General features: G+C 47.2%; 13 protein-coding genes. 3 read left to right on the top strand and 10 right to left on the bottom strand.

The window, feature by feature from the left end:
- Window positions 1–25: 25 nt before the first annotated feature.
- From GWR21_RS05410 to GWR21_RS05400, 3 genes are read right to left on the bottom strand one after another with little or no spacing between them, the layout of a single operon-like run.
- Entirely contained in the window at window positions 26–2,218 is a 2,193-nt protein-coding gene (locus GWR21_RS05410) for an alpha-galactosidase (RefSeq protein ID WP_162330751.1), read from the bottom strand.
- 3 nt (window positions 2,219–2,221) lie between these two features.
- Window positions 2,222–3,727, bottom strand: a complete 1,506-nt coding sequence (locus GWR21_RS05405; RefSeq protein ID WP_162330750.1) for a RagB/SusD family nutrient uptake outer membrane protein — start codon at window positions 3,725–3,727, stop codon at window positions 2,222–2,224.
- Window positions 3,728–3,745: 18 nt separating this feature from the next.
- Complete coding sequence (locus tag GWR21_RS05400; protein ID WP_162330749.1) at window positions 3,746–6,754, bottom strand: SusC/RagA family TonB-linked outer membrane protein; 3,009 nt, start codon at window positions 6,752–6,754, stop codon at window positions 3,746–3,748.
- Window positions 6,755–6,960: 206 nt separating this feature from the next.
- On the opposite strand from GWR21_RS05400, the gene GWR21_RS05395 reads away from it, so the two are divergent.
- Window positions 6,961–7,860, top strand: coding sequence for an AraC family transcriptional regulator (locus GWR21_RS05395; protein WP_162330748.1), 900 nt, complete (start codon window positions 6,961–6,963; stop codon window positions 7,858–7,860).
- A gap of 109 nt (window positions 7,861–7,969) precedes the next feature.
- On the opposite strand, the gene GWR21_RS05390 is transcribed toward GWR21_RS05395, so the two are convergent.
- On the bottom strand, window positions 7,970–8,593 hold the full coding sequence (locus tag GWR21_RS05390) for an HAD family hydrolase (RefSeq protein ID WP_162330747.1): 624 nt from the start codon (window positions 8,591–8,593) through the stop codon (window positions 7,970–7,972).
- A 194-nt stretch (window positions 8,594–8,787) separates the two neighbouring features.
- The gene (locus GWR21_RS05385) at window positions 8,788–10,128 is read right to left on the bottom strand and encodes an outer membrane beta-barrel protein (protein ID WP_162330746.1); all 1,341 of its coding nucleotides are present in this window, start codon (window positions 10,126–10,128) and stop codon (window positions 8,788–8,790) included.
- A gap of 261 nt (window positions 10,129–10,389) precedes the next feature.
- On the opposite strand from GWR21_RS05385, the gene GWR21_RS05380 reads away from it, so the two are divergent.
- Together GWR21_RS05380 and GWR21_RS05375 are read left to right on the top strand one after the other, a co-directional pair.
- Window positions 10,390–10,818, top strand: coding sequence for a thioesterase family protein (locus tag GWR21_RS05380; protein WP_162330745.1), 429 nt, complete (start codon window positions 10,390–10,392; stop codon window positions 10,816–10,818).
- Window positions 10,819–11,028: 210 nt separating this feature from the next.
- The gene (locus GWR21_RS05375) at window positions 11,029–13,398 is read left to right on the top strand and encodes an ABC transporter permease (RefSeq protein WP_162330744.1); all 2,370 of its coding nucleotides are present in this window, start codon (window positions 11,029–11,031) and stop codon (window positions 13,396–13,398) included.
- A gap of 229 nt (window positions 13,399–13,627) precedes the next feature.
- Here the strand turns inward: GWR21_RS05375 and GWR21_RS05370 are convergent, their stop codons facing one another.
- From GWR21_RS05370 to kdpB, 5 genes are all read right to left on the bottom strand, one after another.
- Window positions 13,628–15,328, bottom strand: a complete 1,701-nt coding sequence (locus tag GWR21_RS05370; protein WP_162330743.1) for a HAMP domain-containing sensor histidine kinase — start codon at window positions 15,326–15,328, stop codon at window positions 13,628–13,630.
- A gap of 1 nt (window position 15,329) precedes the next feature.
- Window positions 15,330–16,454, bottom strand: a complete 1,125-nt coding sequence (locus tag GWR21_RS05365) for a sensor protein KdpD (RefSeq protein WP_162330742.1) — start codon at window positions 16,452–16,454, stop codon at window positions 15,330–15,332.
- Window positions 16,455–16,564: 110 nt separating this feature from the next.
- Complete coding sequence (locus GWR21_RS05360; protein WP_162330741.1) at window positions 16,565–17,158, bottom strand: GNAT family N-acetyltransferase; 594 nt, start codon at window positions 17,156–17,158, stop codon at window positions 16,565–16,567.
- An 11-nt stretch (window positions 17,159–17,169) separates the two neighbouring features.
- On the bottom strand, window positions 17,170–17,733 hold the full coding sequence (locus GWR21_RS05355; protein WP_162330740.1) for a K(+)-transporting ATPase subunit C: 564 nt from the start codon (window positions 17,731–17,733) through the stop codon (window positions 17,170–17,172).
- Between the two features lie 25 nt (window positions 17,734–17,758).
- Window positions 17,759–19,816 (bottom strand): potassium-transporting ATPase subunit KdpB, encoded by a 2,058-nt coding sequence (kdpB, locus tag GWR21_RS05350; protein WP_162330739.1) that lies wholly within the window; start codon window positions 19,814–19,816, stop codon window positions 17,759–17,761.
- Window positions 19,817–19,864: the final 48 nt, after the last annotated feature.

Below are 19,864 nucleotides of genomic sequence, written 5' to 3'. Positions count from 1 at the left end.
GTCGTTCTTTTGTTTGTATGCATGATTAATCGCGCGGTACCAGCTTCACCAGTAATGCGTCGCGGGCCGGTACGCTGAGCGTAAAGGATACCTGATCTTTACGGACCTCTCCCAACAGGGCATTACTCATAAAGTCCCTGATCTCATAATCGTGTGTGCCGGTGAGACCTGCTGTTTGCCAACGGCTTTCAAAGGTGGTGTCTTTTACGAAATTGAACATGGCCAGTAGGGTGGTATCTCCTTTACGATAAAAGGTCAACTGCTGGTCCTGTGTGTCACCGTCGGAGGTCTTTACAGGTGTGAAGGCTACCGGCTGACTGAAATAAGCGCACAATGCCGGGTTATTCAGGTATTGCCTTGCCCTGTCAGCGGCTACTTTTTGCCGGAAGTCAGAACCATCACCCAGTATACTCCCCATTACCATCATGGCATATAGGCGGACTTTGATTTCCTGCTCGCTAAGATCCGGGTTCTGCTGGAAATTCTTCATTACGACCACATCCAGATTTGTAAACGGCCACAGCGTACCCTGCATCCAGGTAAGGTGTGAACCTGTTGCCAGCGAGGCAGCTGTACTACCATAATGAGGAAACCCCGGCTGATCATCTCTCAGGTGTGAGTAAACATCTGTAGAGATAAAGCGGGTATGTGCATACTGATGCGGGAAGATCGGCGAGATGGCCATCGTAATAAAGATGTCCGGTCCCAGGATGGAATCAACAAGTGAACGTAGCATTTTCATGCCTTCATTATAAGCCTGCATGCCCGTCCGGATGTTCCTGTTATAGCGTGTGCTGGATTCGAGTGCTCCTGCCGTCAGAAAGTCGATCTTCAGGAAGGTGGCATGAATAGCTTTGGCTTTCAGTAACTGTTGTATAATGGAAGCTCTTGTTGCCGGGTGAGACGGGTCAATGGCATAAGCCGCCCAGTCACCTTCTTTATACATGATGGGCTGTCTGTTATTATCGCGCAGCACCACTTCACTGAGCGGGGTCGGTGTACCCGACAACTGCTGCGTTTCGACGGTATTCTTCCAGGTCCATACTGCAAACGGGATAAAGTAAAAGCCCATCTGCTGATGTTTTTTTCGTCCATACTTAGACAGCGATGTCAGGAGAGAGGTGGTATAAACGGACTGGTCATAAGAGTCTACGCTGAGCACCGGCTCGGCATACCTGTTGAAGTTGTCCAGCGTGGCGAGGAAGTCCGATGTTTTGATGACGCCCGGTGGCATCATGACTTTCGTGTAGCCCAATACATTCTCAACGCCGAAGCTGTTCCAGTAAAACGGTGCATGCCCCTTCCACTCACGGTTACCCGCCATCTGCACATTCACCTGACCGTAAGTCCGGAACGCTTCTCTCGTATCACTGGTAGCTGAGAGCAAGATCACCGGAGATGCTATTATGCGCCCCTGTAAGGTGCCATGAGACAGATGATCGTGCGTGCCATCCAGTCCGCCGTAAGCCGGTGGCAGACGCTTTTCGTCTTTCGTAGCCGCACCGCCATAGACAATGAAAGAATCGAGCCTTCCGGTTGTCTCACCCGCCTTATACTGCAACCCCGTTTTCCAGGTATCATGTGTAATACTACCTGCTACCAGTCCTGCCATTGTATGCTGATCATAAATAGCTGTAAACTCATAACTCATGCCGGCTGCGGAAGGCCATTGCCGGGTTACAACGGGTACCCAGTTATCATTGTCAAATGGTACATCGAGTATACGGGGCGCATTGCCCGGGATGGTCAGGTAACCCTGTTGTTCCGGGAGAATGCTTAGTGGAGAGATGTGGCGTGTTTCAAGCAAGGTATTACTGGTAGCCTGCACTTTCAGCAGCAGGTGCGGGGCTTGTTCATACACCGTGATCTGTTGCTCCAGTTGTAATGCACCGGCAGGGTTACTGTGAATGATTGTCAGCAGCGTCCCATTGCCGGTAGCGTCCTTAACGGGTTGTGTACTGCACTGATGTTTAGAAAAACTGGCCGTTGTTAAATGACCTGCCTGTAATTCGTCGATACCAGCTATTGTGTGTTGCAGTACTACTCCGTTATGGAAGCGGTAATCAATATACCCGGTACGGGTATCAACATGCAGGCGGACATGATCATTAGCGATGACCACGCTATCGGGTGACTGACTGATATGCTGCGCCTGTACGGTGGTTACACCCAGGCAGGTGAGCAGGCCACTCAGTAATATTTTACCGGAATAATTCATGAATTAATAGCCTGGGTTTTGATCTTTAGGAGTAAGTTTCGGATTGTTCTCAAATTCTTTTGCCGGAATAGGATATAACAGGTGTTTCTGCTGGATGTTAGGCGTGGCATCTATATTATTCGCTTTCACGGTCTCTATCAGTTTACCGGTCCTTTTCAGGTCAAACCATCTCCACCCTTCAAAGCCCAGTTCATGCATCCGTTCAGTCATGATCGCGTCACGCAGCTGGTCCTGTGATGGCAGTCCTCCATGCGCCTTTTCCCATTTGTCCAGTCCTGCACGTGCCCGTATGATGTTCAGCTCACCGAGGGCAGTATTGATGTCATTGCTTTCATTGGCTGCTTCCGCATGCATGAGTATCACATCTGCGAGACGCAGATAGTACATGTTCCTGGAAGATTGTGAACCACTGACAGACACTCCGGCGGTGATGTCGAATTTTTTAACGTGTGGTTTTCCAACATCTGCCCACCAGGAATAATCTACCACATTCCCGTTCACATCATAAAATATAGTACGGAAGGTAGCGTCTTTGCGCAGGTCTCCGTCTTCAAAGCTGTTAAAGAAATAGTCAGTCGGAATGATGACATGTCCACCTGCCCCCGACAGGCCGGGAGAGTTGATCTGCCAGGCGCCGGTATTATTAGCCATATTGCTGGTGTTGTCCGGTTCGTTGGAGAACTGCACTTCAAAAAGTGACTCTGTATTGTTCTCATTTTTTTCTACAAAGAGATCTGCATATGCTGGCATCAGCGTTGTCTTTGAAGATGTGAGCAGGGGCGCCAGTATGCTCTTCGCAAGATCGTACTGTTTACGTGTCAGGTATACCTTTCCCAACAGCGCGGTGGCCGCTTCTTTGGTGGCGCGGCCAGCGTCGGGTCCGTTAGTGCCTTTGCTGTTCAGGTGGTCGGCGGCAAACTGCAGATCTGTGATCACCAGCTGATATACTTCCTCCGCCGTACGGCGTGGGTAGCCTTCTTTGTCCGCTTCCGGGTTATCAGCTTCTGTTGGCATGGGCACACCATCATACAGCTGTACCAGGTAGAAGTAGAACAGTGCCCGGAGAAAACGTGCTTCTGCAATCGTACGCGACTTCAGTTCTTCGCTGACTGGCGCCTTCTGAATGTATTTGATAGCCACATTCGCATTGTTGATGCCTTTGTAAGAGACGGTCCAGAAGCCCTGTACTACATCATTCTGTGCTGTTAACAGATTGGAATAGTTATTCACCGCCGCGAATCCCTGCCAGTAGGGCCCCCAGGTTGGTACGAAAATGGTCATTTTGGCTTCATCTGTTCCCACCATGCCCACCACGGCATAGTCCGATCTTTTCAATACAAGCAGTTGCCGGTAGATGCCTGTGATGCCGGCTATTACACCCGCTTCATCCTTGTATAGTTCTTCCGGAGAAATAAATACTTCTGGTTTGATGTCAAGTTGTTTTTCACAACCGCTGAACAGTATGCCCGTTAGCGTAATGAATAACAGTATATAGCGATGCGTTTGCATGTGTGTTATTTTTAGAAATTACAGCCCCATTTTTAAACCGAACAGATAAGTAGAGAAGCGGGGATAGATATCATACGAACCCATACCCACACCGATCTCAGGATCAGTACCTTTATATCCTGTGAAGAGGAATGGTTCCATTACCTGGCCATAGATGCCCAGTGATCTGATCTTTAGCTTTGCCAGCAGGGTAGGAGAGAGGTCGTACGCCAGGGTGATATTCCTGATGCGGAGGAAGTCTCCTTTCTGCACTGCAAAGCTGGAAGAACCCTGTGGTAGTGTTCTTGTAGAACTGCCGAAGGCATTGGGTCTTGGCAAATTTGCTCCCGGGTTCTCCGGTGTCCAGTAATTCAGTCCGTCTTTCAGGATCACCCGGCGGCCATCGGAATATACATAGTCCATGTACGCCTTGTTATAGATATTATGCCCGTACATATAGCTGGCGAATACTGTCAGCGACACTCTTTTATACCGGAAGTAGTTCCAGATACCTCCCCAGGCTTTGGGCGTAGTACGTCCTACAATAGCACGGTCATACTGGTTGATGATACCGTCGTTGTTCAGGTCTTTTATACGTACATCCCCCGGTTTTCCTGTAGGGTTCAGTGAGAAGTCATCGCCTTTATTGTAGATCCCGTCAAACACATAATCTACGATCAGGCTGTTCGGTGCTTCTCCTACTTTCAGATAAGGACTGAGGGAGTCCCTGCCTGGCAGCAGCGATGTGACTTTCGAACGGTATCTTGACCAGTTCAGATCTATCTGCCAGTCGAAGTTGGGCGTCTTAACAGGCGCGAGTTTAATGCCAATATCAATGCCCTTTGTATTCATGGACGCTACGTTGATCATCATCGTATCGAATCCCTGTGAAGGCGCGAGTCCTCTTTGTAACAGCAGGTTTTTAATGTTTTTGTTATAGTAATCGAAAGAAAGCTGTACGCGTGAGTTTAGTACGGCTACATCAAAGCCTGTATTGAACTGATGCTGACTTTCCCATTTTAGCGCATCATTGCCTTTGGCACTGCCTATCTGGTAGCCGGTGGACTGCGTATTACCATTGAATGGATAACTGGCAGCATTCATGCGGGAGTAGATCTTATCATAGGAAATATCCTGATTGCCGATCACACCATAACTCATCCTGATCTTGGCATCGTTGACCCGTGATTTGAATTTCACGCCAAGAAAGGGTTCATCTATGAGTCTCCATGCACCACTGACTGAAGGAAAGAATCCATGACGGTTCTGTGCACCAAAGCGCGATGACCCGTCATAACGGGCAGTGAAGTTCAGGATATAGCGTTGCTTGTATTTATAGATGGCCCTTCCCAGCAGTGAGCTGGTTGACCAGTTAAAATAGTCACTCAGTATATAGTCTCTTCTGTTGGCGAGGCTCATGTTCTTATAACTCAGTTCATCTGTTGGAAAGCCTGAAGCCTGTTCAAAGTTCCATTCCTGTCTTCTTTTCTGGAAGGTGAAGCCAGACAGGAGGTTCAGTGAATGATCCTCAGAAGGATTATAGTCATAGGTAAAGGTATTCTCCCACAACCAGTCCCTGAACCCGAAGTTCTGTACCTTGGCAAGCCCTTTTAACAGGTAACCGTCGCTGGTCGTTCTGGGATAGTATTCAAATTGCTGGTTTTTGTAAATATCAGCACCCAGGTTCGAGCGGAAGCTCAACCCAGGGAAGAGCTTATAATCCAGGTAAATGTTACCGATCATTCTGTCGTCTACACGGTGGTTAACGGCGTCTTTGGTCAGTGTCAGCGGATTATTGGCTGTCAGATTACCTGTACTGGGGTCAATTTCTATCAGTGGATTACCGGCAGAATCATAGATAGGACGCAATGGGCTCATGGTAACTGCGCCATAGTAGGCCTCGTTGCTGACAATGTCAGTACCGATATGAGAGAAGTTGGTATTTAGTCCGATAGACAGTTTATCTGTTACAGCTGATTCAATGTTCGCTTTCAGACTATAACGTTTCATATTTGACCCCCTGATGATGCCATCCTGGTTGAGATAGTTGCCACTGAGATAGACCTTATTCTTGCCAATACCATTGGAGATACTCAGCGTATGACTTTGCTGTTGTGCTGCATGAGTGATGGCATCCGGCCAGTTGTAGGTCTTGCCTTCAGCCAGACTTTTGAGTTCTACCGCACTGAAGATCTTCCTGTCGGTCTCCGGATTGTTCATCGGCCAGGCATTGGGATCTTCGTCAGCCCATGCCAGCCTGCGCAGGTATCCATACTGGGCACCATCAATGAAGTCGTAGGTCTTAACGATTTTCTGAACGCCGTAATAGCCGTTGTAGTCAACAGACGCTCTTCCCGTCCTGGCTTTTTTTGTGGTGATGATGACTACGCCGGAAGCGGCTCTGGCGCCATATATAGCTGCAGCAGAAGCGTCTTTTAACACATCTACAGATTCGATGTCATATGGGTTGATCTCACGTATATCGCCGGTGAGGATCACACCATCGACAACATAGATCGGGCCATCTCCCTGCATGATGCTATTGATCCCCCGGATCTTAATAGTGGTACCTGCACCTGGCTGATAACCTGCGCTGGTGATCTGTACACCAGGCACTCTTGCCTGTAATGCACTGTTAATAGAAGTAGCCGGCAGTTCCGAAATCTCTTTCCCGGAGAGACTGGACACCGCGCTGGTGATGTCTTTCTTTTTTTGTTGTCCGTATCCTATTACCACTACTTCGTCTAGTCCGGAGATGTCTGATTCCAGTTTGACGAGCAGGGACGTCTCTCCCGGACTGACGGTGATCGTTTGAGTCTTATATCCTACATAACGAAAGCTAAGCGTGGCTTTGGTTGCAGGAAGTGTGAATCCGCCATCGGCGTCCGTCTTCATGGACGTGCCTTTGCCGTTGCCGGTGATAGTGACGAAAGGCAGTGGCTTACCAGAGGCGGCATCCACCACTTTCCCCCCGAGCGGTTTGTTTTGTGCCACTACCCATGTGTGGAAGGTAAGCAGTAGTAGAAGCAGGGATAAAGATCTTTTCATAACCTGAATTTGCCAGTGTTTGTAATGGTGATAGTAATTGTGATTGTACCTGTACAGAACGTGATGCCTGTTGCTGATGACTGTGGAATTATGGTGATTTTATGAAGTCAAATTTCGTTTTTAGGACGAAGAGGAGAAATGGGGTTTCTTATGAATATGATGGATTATTTTCTGGTTTTTGTATCTTGGGTGATATATCCATGTATATGAAGGAAAAGGTATTAAAGAAGCGGGAGGGGTTTGAAGGGCAGCAACTGATCGTGGTGCCGAGGAAGATTTCGGCGGATTTCCTGACGCGGGACCCTATCACCCGTCAGCTGTATATTACCGATATCGGGTATTATCCCAAGGCGCGGTTTCACTATGTCAAAAGACCTGCCGGCGTCAGCCAGCATATCATTATATATTGTATAGAAGGAAAAGGCTGGGTGGAGATAGACAAAAAGCGGACAGATATAGGGCCTTCCCAGTTTGTGATCATACCGGCGAATACACCGCATAAATATATGTCTGATGAACACGAACCATGGACAATATACTGGACACATTTCAAAGGCGAGATCTCGGCATATGTCGTAGAACTGATCTTGCAGCGTACGAAGAACAACTGCCTGCATCTGACGTATAACGAAACGCGTATACGCTTATTTGAAGACATATGCATCAACCTGCAAAAAGGGTATGGTGGTGACAACCTGCGATACGTCAACATGACGTTCAATCATTTCCTATCGTCATTACTGTATGAAGAGAAGTTTAACCATGCGGGTGAGGAGCAACGGCAGGATGTGATCGGGCGTACTATCAGTATGATGCAGGAGAAGCTGGATAGGGTGATCACTTTACAGGAGTTTGCCGGTTACGCGGAATTATCTGTATCTCATTTTTCAGCCGTGTTCAGGGAAAAGACCGGCTATTCACCGATAGAATATTTTAATCATTTGAAAATACAGAAGTCCTGTCAGCATCTGTTATTCTCAAAGGCTACCGTGAAAGAGATAGCTCTCAGACTGGGAGTGGAGGATCAGTATTATTTCTCGCGAATGTTTTCGAAGCTGATGGGGATGTCACCCTCCGAGTACAGGAACAGGAATACGACGGTATAATAATTACCATACATGTAAAAAAGCATGAAGTGATCATGGTTATCCTCCATGCCTGCTTCATGCTTTTTTATACACCTTATCGGTTCAGATAGGTGTCTGCAGATCTTAGTTACGCTACGACAAACCCAAATTTCTCGAGATTAGCTTTTGTTGCTTCGTACGTCACGTGCTGAAGACCATTGATGCCCAGTCCTTCCGCCACAGCAACAAACATTGCTCTGTCGTCTATATACAGTACCTCCTCCGGGTTTACCAGGGCGATATCCAGTGCTATTTTCCAGATATCCGCATCCGGCTTCCTGAAATGGACGAAGCAGGAGGAGATAAAGAAGTCTACAAATTTATTGATACCGAAGGTGCGGATGCGGTATTCATTGAGTTCCCGCCCTTCATTATTCACGATGGCAATCTTAACACCGTATTTTTCTTTAATCTTACATACCAGTTCGATCATTTCGGGGATAGGCGTGGTACGCGAGTACATAAACGCTTTAAATTCCTCCTCGGTGAAAGTCCTGTGTTCGTAAAAGACGGTTCTTTTCAGGTACTCATCTAACGTCAGCTTGCCTTCTTCGTAGGTATCAAACGTCAGGTGATGACGTTCTTCCAGTTCGGGGAGGTCAAGTGCGAACTTCGCTGCTGCTTCTCTTCTGGCGGCACGGTCCCATCCATTGCTCAATAGCACGCCGCCTATATCGAGGAACAATGTGGTGATTTTTAAATGATGCTGCATATGTTAAAGATAAAAAGACAAATAAACTTAAATGGTCTATTCTGTAGTGAATATTATGGAACCTGATGTTGTTTTTATGCGCGACAGGTTAAAGACATCAATATAGCCATTTTTGGTCTTTTGAAAAAAAGAAGGCCGAAGTAGAAAGTACCCCGGCCGTTTAACTAACACTTAAGAACAGCAAACGCTATGTATTACAATCTGAAGTTTACAGCCCAGATAAGGCGGTTTTCGCTTTTAACCAGGTCGGGTAACCATGTTGGATCTACCGGATCGGAAGTGAAACCCGTCTGTGAAGTTGTACCACCGCTACCTGCGAAGTAAGGAACGTTGGCGTTCCTGTGTGCAAATTCGAAACGGAATGTTACGAGGTCATTGGGCATTATATCAAACGTGGCACTGAGTTGTCCCATTTTGAGATCTTTACCGGAGGCGATCGCTTTATCGTAAGCATTCGGCTGTGCACTTGGTGCAGCTGGAACGAATGCCAGATAGCCACCTGGGTTGGTAACAAAGTCACCTCTCAGGGTCAACGCCAGTTTGTTTTTATTAAACCATACGCGGTTAGTCAGTGACGTACCGGTCATGTAGTTGTCTTTTGCCTTTATACCATCACCTGACTGGAATCCATAGTGGCTGTTCAGACTGAACGCAGCCTGTGAAATACCTTTGGAGGCCGGGTTCTTAAAATAACGTGCTACGATACTGTTATCATGATGGAAGCGGCGCACTTTTGAAAGCGTATTTGAGCCTGCTACATGGGTATCATTACCATAGTAGAAGTTAGCGACCAGCTGAACGTTCTCAGAAGGACGGTAGTAGTTAGAGTTACCGAACCCGATGTTTTTGCTCCAGCTGTTGTAGGTCTGCCAGCCATTCAGCAACCACAGTTCAACTTTATACTTTTTGGTCGGATAGAACTGTACCCTTGCACCCTGAAAATAGAAAGGAGTGAACTCACAGACCATGCTACGCTGGTAGCTCCAGTTTTCCTGCAGCACATAGCTTTCCAGGCCGATATAGCTCATGAAGATACCCGCCTCGATGTTCAGACCGTATTTATAGTTAAAATGGTAACCAGCAGCTGCTTCGCGGATAAATTTCAGGTTGCCCGTGCCCGTATTACGACCTCTCGTAACTGCACCATCTGTTTCCTGTACGATGTGCGTCATACTACCAGTCTGCAGCCACAAACGGCCGATCACGTTCTTGTAATTGCTTTCAATACCGAGGCTTGCCTGGTTGATAGAAAATTCGTTGGCCCTGCCGGTAGCCGCAGAGATAGTTTGCGTGTTGTCCTTTGGACGTGCAAAGTTGTAGTTAAAATACGCGTCTGTCAGTACTGTTCCAGTGAGAATAACCTCCCCGTCCTTATCTTTCAGTTGTAACGGAGAAGAGGACTGCCTGTTCTGTCCATTGATCCAGGTCAGGTTCATGCCGTCAAAAGGAACTTTCGCTGCAGGTTGAACATTTTCCTGCGCCATGGCCATTGCACTCGCACAGAGGCAGGCAGCCGTAAATACATACTTTTTCATACAAAAGATTATAATGATCTATTCCGCCCGGTATAGCCAAAGAGAATGCCCGGAGAACTGGTTTTTGATCAACAGCTTGATTACTATTTATTTGTATGTTTTCGGCAGTTAGTGCCGGTCCGTAAAACCGTCTCGTTTTGAGAAGGACTTTGTTGATTTTGATAGGGTCCTGTGAGATATCCTCTTTTTCGGTGATGTATCACCTGTACAAATCAGCTGTTCTGTACTTATCTTTGCGCCCGTAAAAACGATAGTGATCTTATGGAATATTCAAAAATCTATAAAGTAAAAGAAGAACATATTGACGTACAGGGAATCATGGACGGATTGTACTATCCTTTTTATATGGAATGGTGCAGACATGATTATATTAAGGAAGTACTGGGATTTGATTTCGCAGAAGAAGCTGCCAAAGGAGTACATATGGTGTTGTCTCAGTATACGCTGAAATTCTTACGCTCGCTGAAAAAGGATGACGAGTTCACTGTCACCTGTGGACTGTTTGGTGATGCTGCCGGACAGCCAAGACTGCACTTCAAACAGGCGATCGTGCTGAATGGAAAGGTAATGACCACGGCAGTGTTCACGGGGACCTGTGTAGCTGCTACCGGTGGAAGACCTTATCTGCCAGCGGAAATGGCTGAAAAGGTAAAGGATGCGCCTAAACTGGATGTGGCGACCCTGAAATAACTGGTGTTTTGTTATAGTTCGATATTCCCGGATGACGAAAGTGATCCGGGATTTTTCATATGTGCACTCCTTGTCCTAAAACGGACAGGTAAAGCCATGAAACTGAACACATGTCTTTATTTATAATAGATAAGCAGGTGCTAAACATTCCCTTCGTATTTTGGCATAGCCATTGGCAGACCTTTTATGCTATTATAAGGCAAACTATCTATGCTCATCAACTATGTAAGAACTGCCTGGCGCAGTCTATTACGCACAAAGAGATTTTCTGTTATTAATATATCCGGTCTGGCCGTAGGTATGGCGGGTGCTGCACTCGTATTTCTCTGGGTATGGAATGAGATCAGTTTTGATCAGTTCCATGTCAACAGGGACAGACTATATGAAGTGTATGGTTTGGCGCAGATTGATCAGAAGCTTACACCCATTAACCAGACTGGACAGCCATTGGCACCTGCCCTGAAAAAAGACTATCCCGAGGTTTCAGCCAGCACCCGGTTTGCGGAAGTCAGCAGTCTGGTGTTGTCTGCAGGCGATCAACAGTTTGCTGGCATCAAAGGAGCGATGACTGACCATGAGTTCCTGGGTATGTTCAGTTTTCCTTTGCGACAGGGAAGCCAGCGTTCACTCCTGAATGGTGTAAATGACATCGTGATCACAGAACGGCTGGCGGCCAAACTATTCGATGGTGAACCTGCACTCAATAAGATCGTAAAGATCGACTCTGCCGATTATTTCCGCGTAGCGGCCGTTCTGAAAGATCTGCCGTCCAATACCCGTTTTAACTTTGACTACCTCTTACCCTGGAGCTATATGAAACGGGCCGGACGAGATAATGACAGCTGGTTGAGCAATAACGTCTCCACTTTTGTGCTGCTGAACCCAGATGTGAATGTGCCTGCCTTTGGTGAGAGAATGAAAGACATGGGCAGGCGTTACGCAGGCAGGAACGATATATGGACATATTTCCTTTTTCCACTGGAGAAATGGCACCTGTATGCCAACTTTGAAAATGGGCAACCTGTTGGCGGACGTATCACTGTCGTACGCTTGTTCGCTATAGTAGCGACGCTCATCCTACTCATTGCCTGTATCAATTTTGTCAATCTCAGTACTGCCAGAAGTGAACGGCGGGCGAGAGAAGTCGGTATCAGGAAAGTAGCTGGTGCAGGTAAGTCTCTGGTATTTGTGCAGTTTATGACGGAAGCGTTACTCACGGCCTTCATCGCCGGCTGTATTGCAATGCTCATTTTGCAGTGTGCCCTGCCTTACTTCAATGTGCTGATCAATAGTCAGCTGTCCATTCCGTATAATAGTTTGATGTTCTGGAGCAGTGCAGGTATTTTTATCCTGCTGACAGGCATGCTGGCTGGTTGTTATCCTGCTTTTTACCTTTCTGCATTCCAGCCGGTGAGCGTACTGAAAGGTGGTTTTAAGCGAAGGGAGGGCGCTTTCTCCCCCAGAAAAGCACTTGTAGTAATGCAGTTTACCATTGCCATTATCCTGATCATATCTACTATTGTTATCCGTAACCAAATTGTGTATGCACAGGAAAGAGAAAGGGGATATCAGATGCAGCGGCTTATCAATATTGACTTTACCGGAGATATTCAGCATAACTACAGCGCAATCCGGCAGGAGCTGCTTGGTTCAGGTGTGGCCACGTCTGTAACAAAAACAATGTCTCTCATTACCCAGCGTGCAGCTAATACCTGGGGACTTACCTGGGAAGGTAAACCAGCCGGATTTGATGAAACAATAGCGCTTTACAGTGCAGACGAAGGGCTGGTACGTACTGTTGGACTAACCTTATTAGCCGGGCGGGATATCGACATACAACGCTATCCCACGGATAGTTTCGCCGTGTTGCTCAATGAAACGGCTGTAAAGACAATGGGCTTCAAAGATCCGGTAGGGCAGGTGCTGCGTGAGACGACAGATGGCAAACCCTGGCATGTCGTGGGAGTGGTAAAGGATTATGTCGTGGGTTCTTCTTACGAGAAAGTGCCGCCCGTTGTGATACAGGGGCCAGGTAGCTGGTTCAATACCATGCATATCAGACTGAATGATGCGCAGACATTGACGGCGAGTCTACAGAAAACAGAAGCGATATTTAAACGGTTCAATCCTGGCTATCCTTTTACTTATCAGTTCGTTGATCAGGAATATGCAATGAAATTCGATGGGGAGGAACGTATGAAAATGATGGCAGGGATGTTTGCCGCACTCGCTATTTTTATCTCCTGTCTCGGTCTGCTCGGACTATCCGCTTTTATGGCTGAAAGCAGGGTAAAGGAAATAGGAGTTCGTAAAGCATTGGGGGCCTCCGTATTCAGTATCACCCGTTTACTGACAGCTGATTTCCTTAGACTCGTACTGTTAGCGCTGATACTCGCAGCGCCGATCGCCTGGTTGATCATGCGTTCTTGGCTGAATGGATTTGCCTATCGGATGACGATCAGCTGGGTGGTATTTGCGGCTGCCGGATTACTGGTGATAGTTATCACGTTGTTTACCGTGAGTTTTGAAGTGATCAGGGCCGCGTTGATCAGCCCTGTGAAAAGTCTGCGCAGCGAATAGTATTTTATTCCCAAAGTGATCAACGGATACAGACCATCTCACCGTTATGTTTGCGTGTGTTACTGCGTTCCTGGATGCTCTTGGAATAGAAGCGGCCAACCTGACCTTTGACAAAGAAAAGAGTATATTTTCCTTTCCGGAAAGGAGGACCCTTTGTATCAACACTTAGGTACTATGAATAAAATGTTGCTGTAGAGAAAAGAACGATTTACCATCCCTGAAAAATATTTTATGCCAAAGTAGACAACGGCAGACTAAACCCGAACGTACTCCCTTCTCCCAACTTACTATCCACCCAGATTTTTCCACCCTGTGCCTCAATAAACTCCCTGGAAATAGATAGCCCTAACCCGGTACCCACCTTTTCCGGTGTTCCCGGTACCTTAAAATACCGGTCAAATATCCTGGACAGGTATTTCTCCTCGATGCCCCTTCCATGGTCCACTACAGAAAACTCCACATTATTATCTCTGAGGTGGGTCGTCAGTTCGATCTCAGCGTCTTCCGTAGAATACTTCACCGCATTTGTCAGGAAGTTCGTCAGCACCCAGGCCGTTTTTTCCGGATCAGTCATGATCTTGTGGCCATTGGTATGCCTGTTTATGCGTATGGCGATATTCTTCTGTTGTGCCAGTGCACTTACGGTATTGGTAGCGTTGTCTATTATAATATCCGGCAATACCGGCTCTATTTTCAGTTGTATATGTCCCGTTTCCACCTGGCTGATATTCAGCAGTTCACTTGTGATCTTCAGTAACCGGTTTGCATCATCTGAAATGCTTTTTACCAGTTCCTCCTGCTCTTTATTGACGTGACCCACACGGTCGTCAGTGAGCAGCTGTGCACTCATCTTGATAGAGGCTATAGGTGTTTTTAGTTCATGTGAAATCGTGGCAATAAAGTTGGTCTTTGCTTCATTCAGTTCATGGAAAGGGGTGATATTACGCAGTACGATCACCTGACCGATCACCTTCTCATTATTGGTGACATTCAGTATGTCCAGGTGGAAGTAGCTCTCTTTCTGATCGGCGAAGATCTTCAGTTCTTTAGTGGGATTGTCTGTCTTCAGCAAGCTACGCATCAGGTCATTGTTCACCGCAATATCCGGTGCATATTGCCCCATGATCTCTACTTCCCGTAAACCCAGCAGCTTTTCCGCAACTTTATTGAGGAACAGCAGGTTTCTGTTCTCATCAAGTCCGATAATACCATCGTTCATCTGGTTGATGATAGTATCAATACGACTCTTCTCAAACTTGATCTTTGCCAGGTTACTATGTTCATACTCATCCAGCTTCTCGGCCATGCTATTGAATGCCTGTGCCAGTTCACCAAATTCATCATGCTGGGAGATGCGGATACGTTTGGAGTAGTCCTTATTCACGATTGCTTTAATACCATCGGATAATGCCTTAACAGGCTCACTGATAATACCCGGAAAGTTCACTGCCAGTGTAAATGCGATCAGCGACAGGAATCCGAAGATCACCATCATGAAATTGCTAAAGCGCCTTGCGTTGCTTTCTGCCATACTGTTCTTCCTGAAAATCGCCTGCTGGTTCTCTGTATTGATCTGGTATATTTTTCTGCGGATGAGCGTCTGGAGGGAGTCATTATCGGGCATACGTTTCAGCTGTTCAAAGATACCCCGCACTGCGCCGGTGGCGGCCGCTTCGCCCGGTTCGGTGATATTCGCCTCCTGTTTGAGAAGGTTTGCTTCAAACATGGAAATGACAGACGAGTCGAATGGTGTCATATCCATCAGCGCCAGCATATTATTGCCATATACCAGTGTTTCGTAGTTGTCTTCCAGAATGAGGCGCGCATCTTTTTTCAGCTGGTGTATGGAATAGATACCCAGGATGCCGGATATGAGGATGGCGATAAACAGAAATCCGATACCTATACTTAATTTCGTCTTGAGGCGCATGTCAGGAAAGAATTATAATGTCAATATCCGATTCAGACAGCTTGCCCAGCAGCTGGGAGAAAACGGCTGTATTCAGCAGCATGCCCATCACATTAAGGTGAGGTTTGCCAAGGCAGATCGTGGTGATCTTCTTTTCATCGGCAGCCTGCATGATACTTTTAGCAATATTACTGTTTTTTACCTTTATGACTTCTCCCCCCTGTTCCATGGCGAGTTTGAAGTTGTTAATCAGGTGGCGTTGCTGTGCCAGTCCTATTTTATCACTGCCTTCTTTCGGTGTTTCCACGTAGAGCACATACCATTTGGACTGATAGTATGCGGCAAGTCTGGCGGTCTTGCGGATCACTTTTTTGGCGATCAGATGATTACTGCTGATGCAGGCAAGGAAACGTTCATTCCTGGCCTGTGCACTTCGTGGGAGGGAGGAGTCGATCTTACGTTCGACCTGCGTCGCGACCTCCTTCAATGCCAGTTCCCTGAGCTGGAGGATCTTTTCGGGCTGGAAGAAGTTCTTCAGGGCCACGGCTATCTTATCGGGGGTATAGATCTTCCCTTCTTTCAGGCGGGTGACCAGTTCATCGGCTGTCAGGTCAATGTTCACCACTTCATCTGCCTGCTGCAGTACAAGGTCCGGAATACGCTCTGACACATCCACCCCGGTGATATGTTTTACTTCCTCCTGTAACCCGTCGATATGCTGTATGTTAACGGCACTGATCACATTTATACCTGCCTCCAGTATCTCCATCACATCCTGCCAGCGTTTCTCGTTCTTACTGCCTTCAATATTAGTATGTGCCAGTTCATCAATGACCACGACCTCCGGATGCAGGTTCAGTACTGCCTGCATATCCAACTCTTCCAGTGCTTTCCCTTTGTAAAATAATTCCCTGCGGGGAATGACAGGCAGACCTTCCAGTAATGCATGCGTCTCAGCACGGTTGTGTGTTTCGATATAGGCGATCTTGATATCGACGCCATTTCGTAACAGGGTCCTGGCCTCCTGCAGCATCCGGTAGGTCTTACCTACACCGGCGCTCATCCCGATGTATATCTTAAACTTTCCTTTCCTGGACTGACGGATCAGGTCAAGGAAGTGCTGGGCATTATTGTCTCTTTCGCTCATATGCTGTCAAGTTCAAAAACTCACTTTCCGTCCAGACCGGGAAACGCTTCTCAAATGAGAGGTGTTCCATAGCCGGGTACGGAAGATGTGAGATCAATCAGTTAAGAAGATCAGTAGGGGCCAGCTGCCAGCAGCAGCCCTTCTTTTTCTTCTTCTTTTTGCAGGGCCGGTGGCGTGTAAAGCATTGCCGTACAGAGGCAGTTCTGGCACCCCTTCTTTTGCAGGATATTAAAGTTAACACAACTCTTACATCCCTTCCAGAATTCAGGGTCCCGGGTTATTTCATTAAAGGTGACTGGTAAAAAACCTAACTTGCTGTTCATGCGCATAATGGCCAGTCCACTTGTAATGCTGAATAATTTTGCCTCCGGATATTTTTCACGTGACAACTGGAATATTCTCCTTTTGATACGGGAGGCTACTCCCTGTCCGCGGAATGACGGATTAACGATCATTCCTGAGTTGGAGACGAATGCGCCGTTGCTCCAGCTCTCTATGTAAGAGAATCCAACCCAGATCTTCCCGACTGTCAGTGCAATGACAGCCTTGCCCTCCCTTATCTTTTTCATAATAGCGGTAACGGAACGTTTGCTGATACCGGTACCCCGTGCTTTGGCGGATGCTTCCATTTCTGCCGTGATCATGGCGGCATATTTACAGTCGGAGAGCACCGCCTTTCTGACTATGACGCTGTCGTTGTACATTTCGGGTGAGTTTATTTTAATGTATCGAGTGCGATATTGAGTTTAAGTACATTAACTTTCGCAGGGCCAGCAAATCCAAGTAACGGACCACGGATATGATCTGATATCAGCGCTACGACTTTGCTTTCTGATATGTTACGTATTGTGGCGATACGTTTTACCTGTATCATAGCTGCTGCAGGCGAGAGGTCCGGGTCCAGACCACTACCTGACGCGGTTACCAGTTCTGCAGGAATGTCTTCTTTTTTGATACCCGGATTGTGTACCAGGAAGGTATCAATGCGTTCCTGTACAGTTTTTTTATAATCAGCATTGGAGACGCCTTTGTTGGAACCTGCGGAACCGGCAGCGTTGTAGTCTACGGCAGACGGGCGGCCGTTGAAGTATTTATCATCTGTAAATTTCTGTCCTACATTTTCGTAGCCAACTACCTTCCCGTTTACACTCACGGTTTCTCCTTTTCCCTGTCCCGGCGCTGCCTTGGAAACGGCAGCGATCAGGGACGGATACAGTACAGCAAGTACGAGTATCATAAAGACAGTGAGCTTAACAGAAGGCCAGATATATTTTTTCATGATAATTTCTTTTTTAAATCATTTTTTACATAAAAAGAGAAAGGAAGAGGTCAATGATCTTAATACCGACGAATGGGATGATCACACCACCAAAACCATAGATCAGCAGGTTTCTGCGTAACAGCGCACTTGCACCGATCGGTTTGTACGCGACACCTTTCAGAGCAAGCGGTATCAGTGCTGGTATGATGAGAGCGTTAAAGATCACGGCAGATAGAATAGCGCTCTCCGGAGAAGCAAGGTGCATGATATTAAGACCCTGCAATGCCGGAATAGCGGTTACAAAAAGGGCTGGTACAATAGCAAAGTATTTTGCCACGTCGTTTGCGATAGAAAAGGTCGTGAGTGTACCGCGGGTCATCAGTAACTGTTTACCGATCTCCACGATCTCAATCAGTTTGGTAGGATCATTATCAAGGTCCACCATGTTACCAGCTTCCTTGGCCGCCTGGGTACCACTGTTCATTGCTACTCCAACATCAGCCTGTGCCAGTGCAGGGGCATCGTTTGTACCATCACCCATCATGGCTACCAGTTTACCACCTTCCTGTTCCTTACGGATGTAGATCATTTTATCTTCAGGTTTGGCTTCTGCAATGAAGTCATCTACACCGGCTTTTTCAGCAATGTATTTTGCGGTCAGCGGGTTGTCACCGGTTACCATTACCGTCTTTACACCCATTCTGCGCAGACGTTCGAAACGCTCCTGGATGCCTGGTTTGATAATATCCTGTAGTTCAATGACACCGATCACTTCTTCATTACGGCTTACTACTAGCGGCGTACCACCATTCGAAGAGATCTCTTTCACTTTCTCCTCCATCTCCGCAGGAAATACCTGACCCGCTCTGGTAACGATGTTACGTATGGCATCGAAAGCCCCTTTACGGATACGTACACCATCCAGGTTGATGCCACTACTACGCGTCTCGGCGGTGAATTCAATAAACGTGGCATTCTCACTGTTCAGCTGACTGGCCTTAATACCTTTTTCGGTGGCCAGTTCAATGATAGATTTACCTTCCGGTGTTTCATCTGCCAGTGAGGCCAGGGCACATGCTTCAAAGAACTCTTTCTTACCTATGGTATATGCCGGCCAGAAATGAGTGGCTTTACGGTTACCGATGGTGATAGTGCCTGTTTTGTCCAGCAGTAGGGTATCAATGTCACCTGCCGTTTCTACTGCTTTACCACTCTTGGTAATGACGTTGGCTCTCAATGCGCGGTCCATTCCCGCGATACCGATCGCACTGAGCAGCCCGCCGATAGTTGTAGGTATTAAGCACACGAAAAGTGATACAAACGCCGCAATGGTGATAGGCGTGTTGGCATAATCACCAAAAGGCTTTAAGGTTACACAAACGATGGTGAAGACCAGCGTGAAACTTGCGAGCAGGATCGTAAGTGCGATCTCGTTAGGTGTCTTCTGACGGCTGGCACCTTCTACGAGTGCGATCATTTTATCAAGGAAGCTCTCTCCGGGATCAGTAGTAACACGAACCCGGATTTTATCACTCAGTACTTTGGTGCCGCCCGTTACGGAAGATTTGTCGCCGCCTGACTCACGGATCACAGGAGCAGATTCACCAGTGATCGCTGATTCGTCAATAGTTGCCAGTCCCTGGACGATCTCACCATCCATCGGGATCATATCACCTGCTTCGCAAATGAAGAGATCACCTTTGCGTAATTGAGAAGATGGAACGATTTTGATCTCATTAGTATATACTTCGCCAACAGCCAGTACTTTCTTGGCAGGCGTTTCTTCCCTGGTTTTGCGTAAGCTCTCAGCCTGCGCCTTACCACGTGCTTCAGCGATCGCTTCTGCAAAGTTGGCGAACAGCAAGGTAAGCAGCAGGATGATGAACACGGCCAGGTTATAGCCAAATGAACCCTGTCTGGTATCGCCGGTAAGGGCAGTGTATATAGTCACTGCCAGCATGATAGCAGTGCCGATTTCCACGGTAAACATTACCGGGTTGCGAAACATTACTTTAGGTGACAGTTTCACCAAAGCCTGCTTCAGGGCGCCGCTGACAAGAGCGGGTTCGAAAAGTTTAGTTTTATGATTATTCTCAGACATATTAATTCAAAGTTTTGCGAAACAAGGTTTGCATAGGATACGCATTTT

It is taken from the genome of Chitinophaga agri (genome assembly GCF_010093065.1).
Taxonomy (GTDB): Bacteria; Bacteroidota; Bacteroidia; order Chitinophagales; family Chitinophagaceae; genus Chitinophaga; species Chitinophaga agri.
This window is presented reverse-complemented; position numbering and strand designations above follow the sequence as displayed.

What these genes read in the sequence shown, in the direction of transcription:
- GWR21_RS05410 (WP_162330751.1), bottom strand. Translation starts at nt 2,218, where the DNA reads ATGAATTATTCCGGTAAAATATTACTGAGTGGCCTGCTCACCTGCCTG.
- GWR21_RS05405 (WP_162330750.1), bottom strand. Translation starts at nt 3,727, where the DNA reads ATGCAAACGCATCGCTATATACTGTTATTCATTACGCTAACGGGCATA.
- GWR21_RS05400 (WP_162330749.1), bottom strand. Translation starts at nt 6,754, where the DNA reads ATGAAAAGATCTTTATCCCTGCTTCTACTACTGCTTACCTTCCACACA.
- GWR21_RS05395 (WP_162330748.1), top strand. Translation starts at nt 6,961, where the DNA reads ATGAAGGAAAAGGTATTAAAGAAGCGGGAGGGGTTTGAAGGGCAGCAA.
- GWR21_RS05390 (WP_162330747.1), bottom strand. Translation starts at nt 8,593, where the DNA reads ATGCAGCATCATTTAAAAATCACCACATTGTTCCTCGATATAGGCGGC.
- GWR21_RS05385 (WP_162330746.1), bottom strand. Translation starts at nt 10,128, where the DNA reads ATGAAAAAGTATGTATTTACGGCTGCCTGCCTCTGTGCGAGTGCAATG.
- GWR21_RS05380 (WP_162330745.1), top strand. Translation starts at nt 10,390, where the DNA reads ATGGAATATTCAAAAATCTATAAAGTAAAAGAAGAACATATTGACGTA.
- GWR21_RS05375 (WP_162330744.1), top strand. Translation starts at nt 11,029, where the DNA reads ATGCTCATCAACTATGTAAGAACTGCCTGGCGCAGTCTATTACGCACA.
- GWR21_RS05370 (WP_162330743.1), bottom strand. Translation starts at nt 15,328, where the DNA reads ATGCGCCTCAAGACGAAATTAAGTATAGGTATCGGATTTCTGTTTATC.
- GWR21_RS05365 (WP_162330742.1), bottom strand. Translation starts at nt 16,454, where the DNA reads ATGAGCGAAAGAGACAATAATGCCCAGCACTTCCTTGACCTGATCCGT.
- GWR21_RS05360 (WP_162330741.1), bottom strand. Translation starts at nt 17,158, where the DNA reads ATGTACAACGACAGCGTCATAGTCAGAAAGGCGGTGCTCTCCGACTGT.
- GWR21_RS05355 (WP_162330740.1), bottom strand. Translation starts at nt 17,733, where the DNA reads ATGAAAAAATATATCTGGCCTTCTGTTAAGCTCACTGTCTTTATGATA.
- kdpB (WP_162330739.1), bottom strand. Translation starts at nt 19,816, where the DNA reads ATGTCTGAGAATAATCATAAAACTAAACTTTTCGAACCCGCTCTTGTC.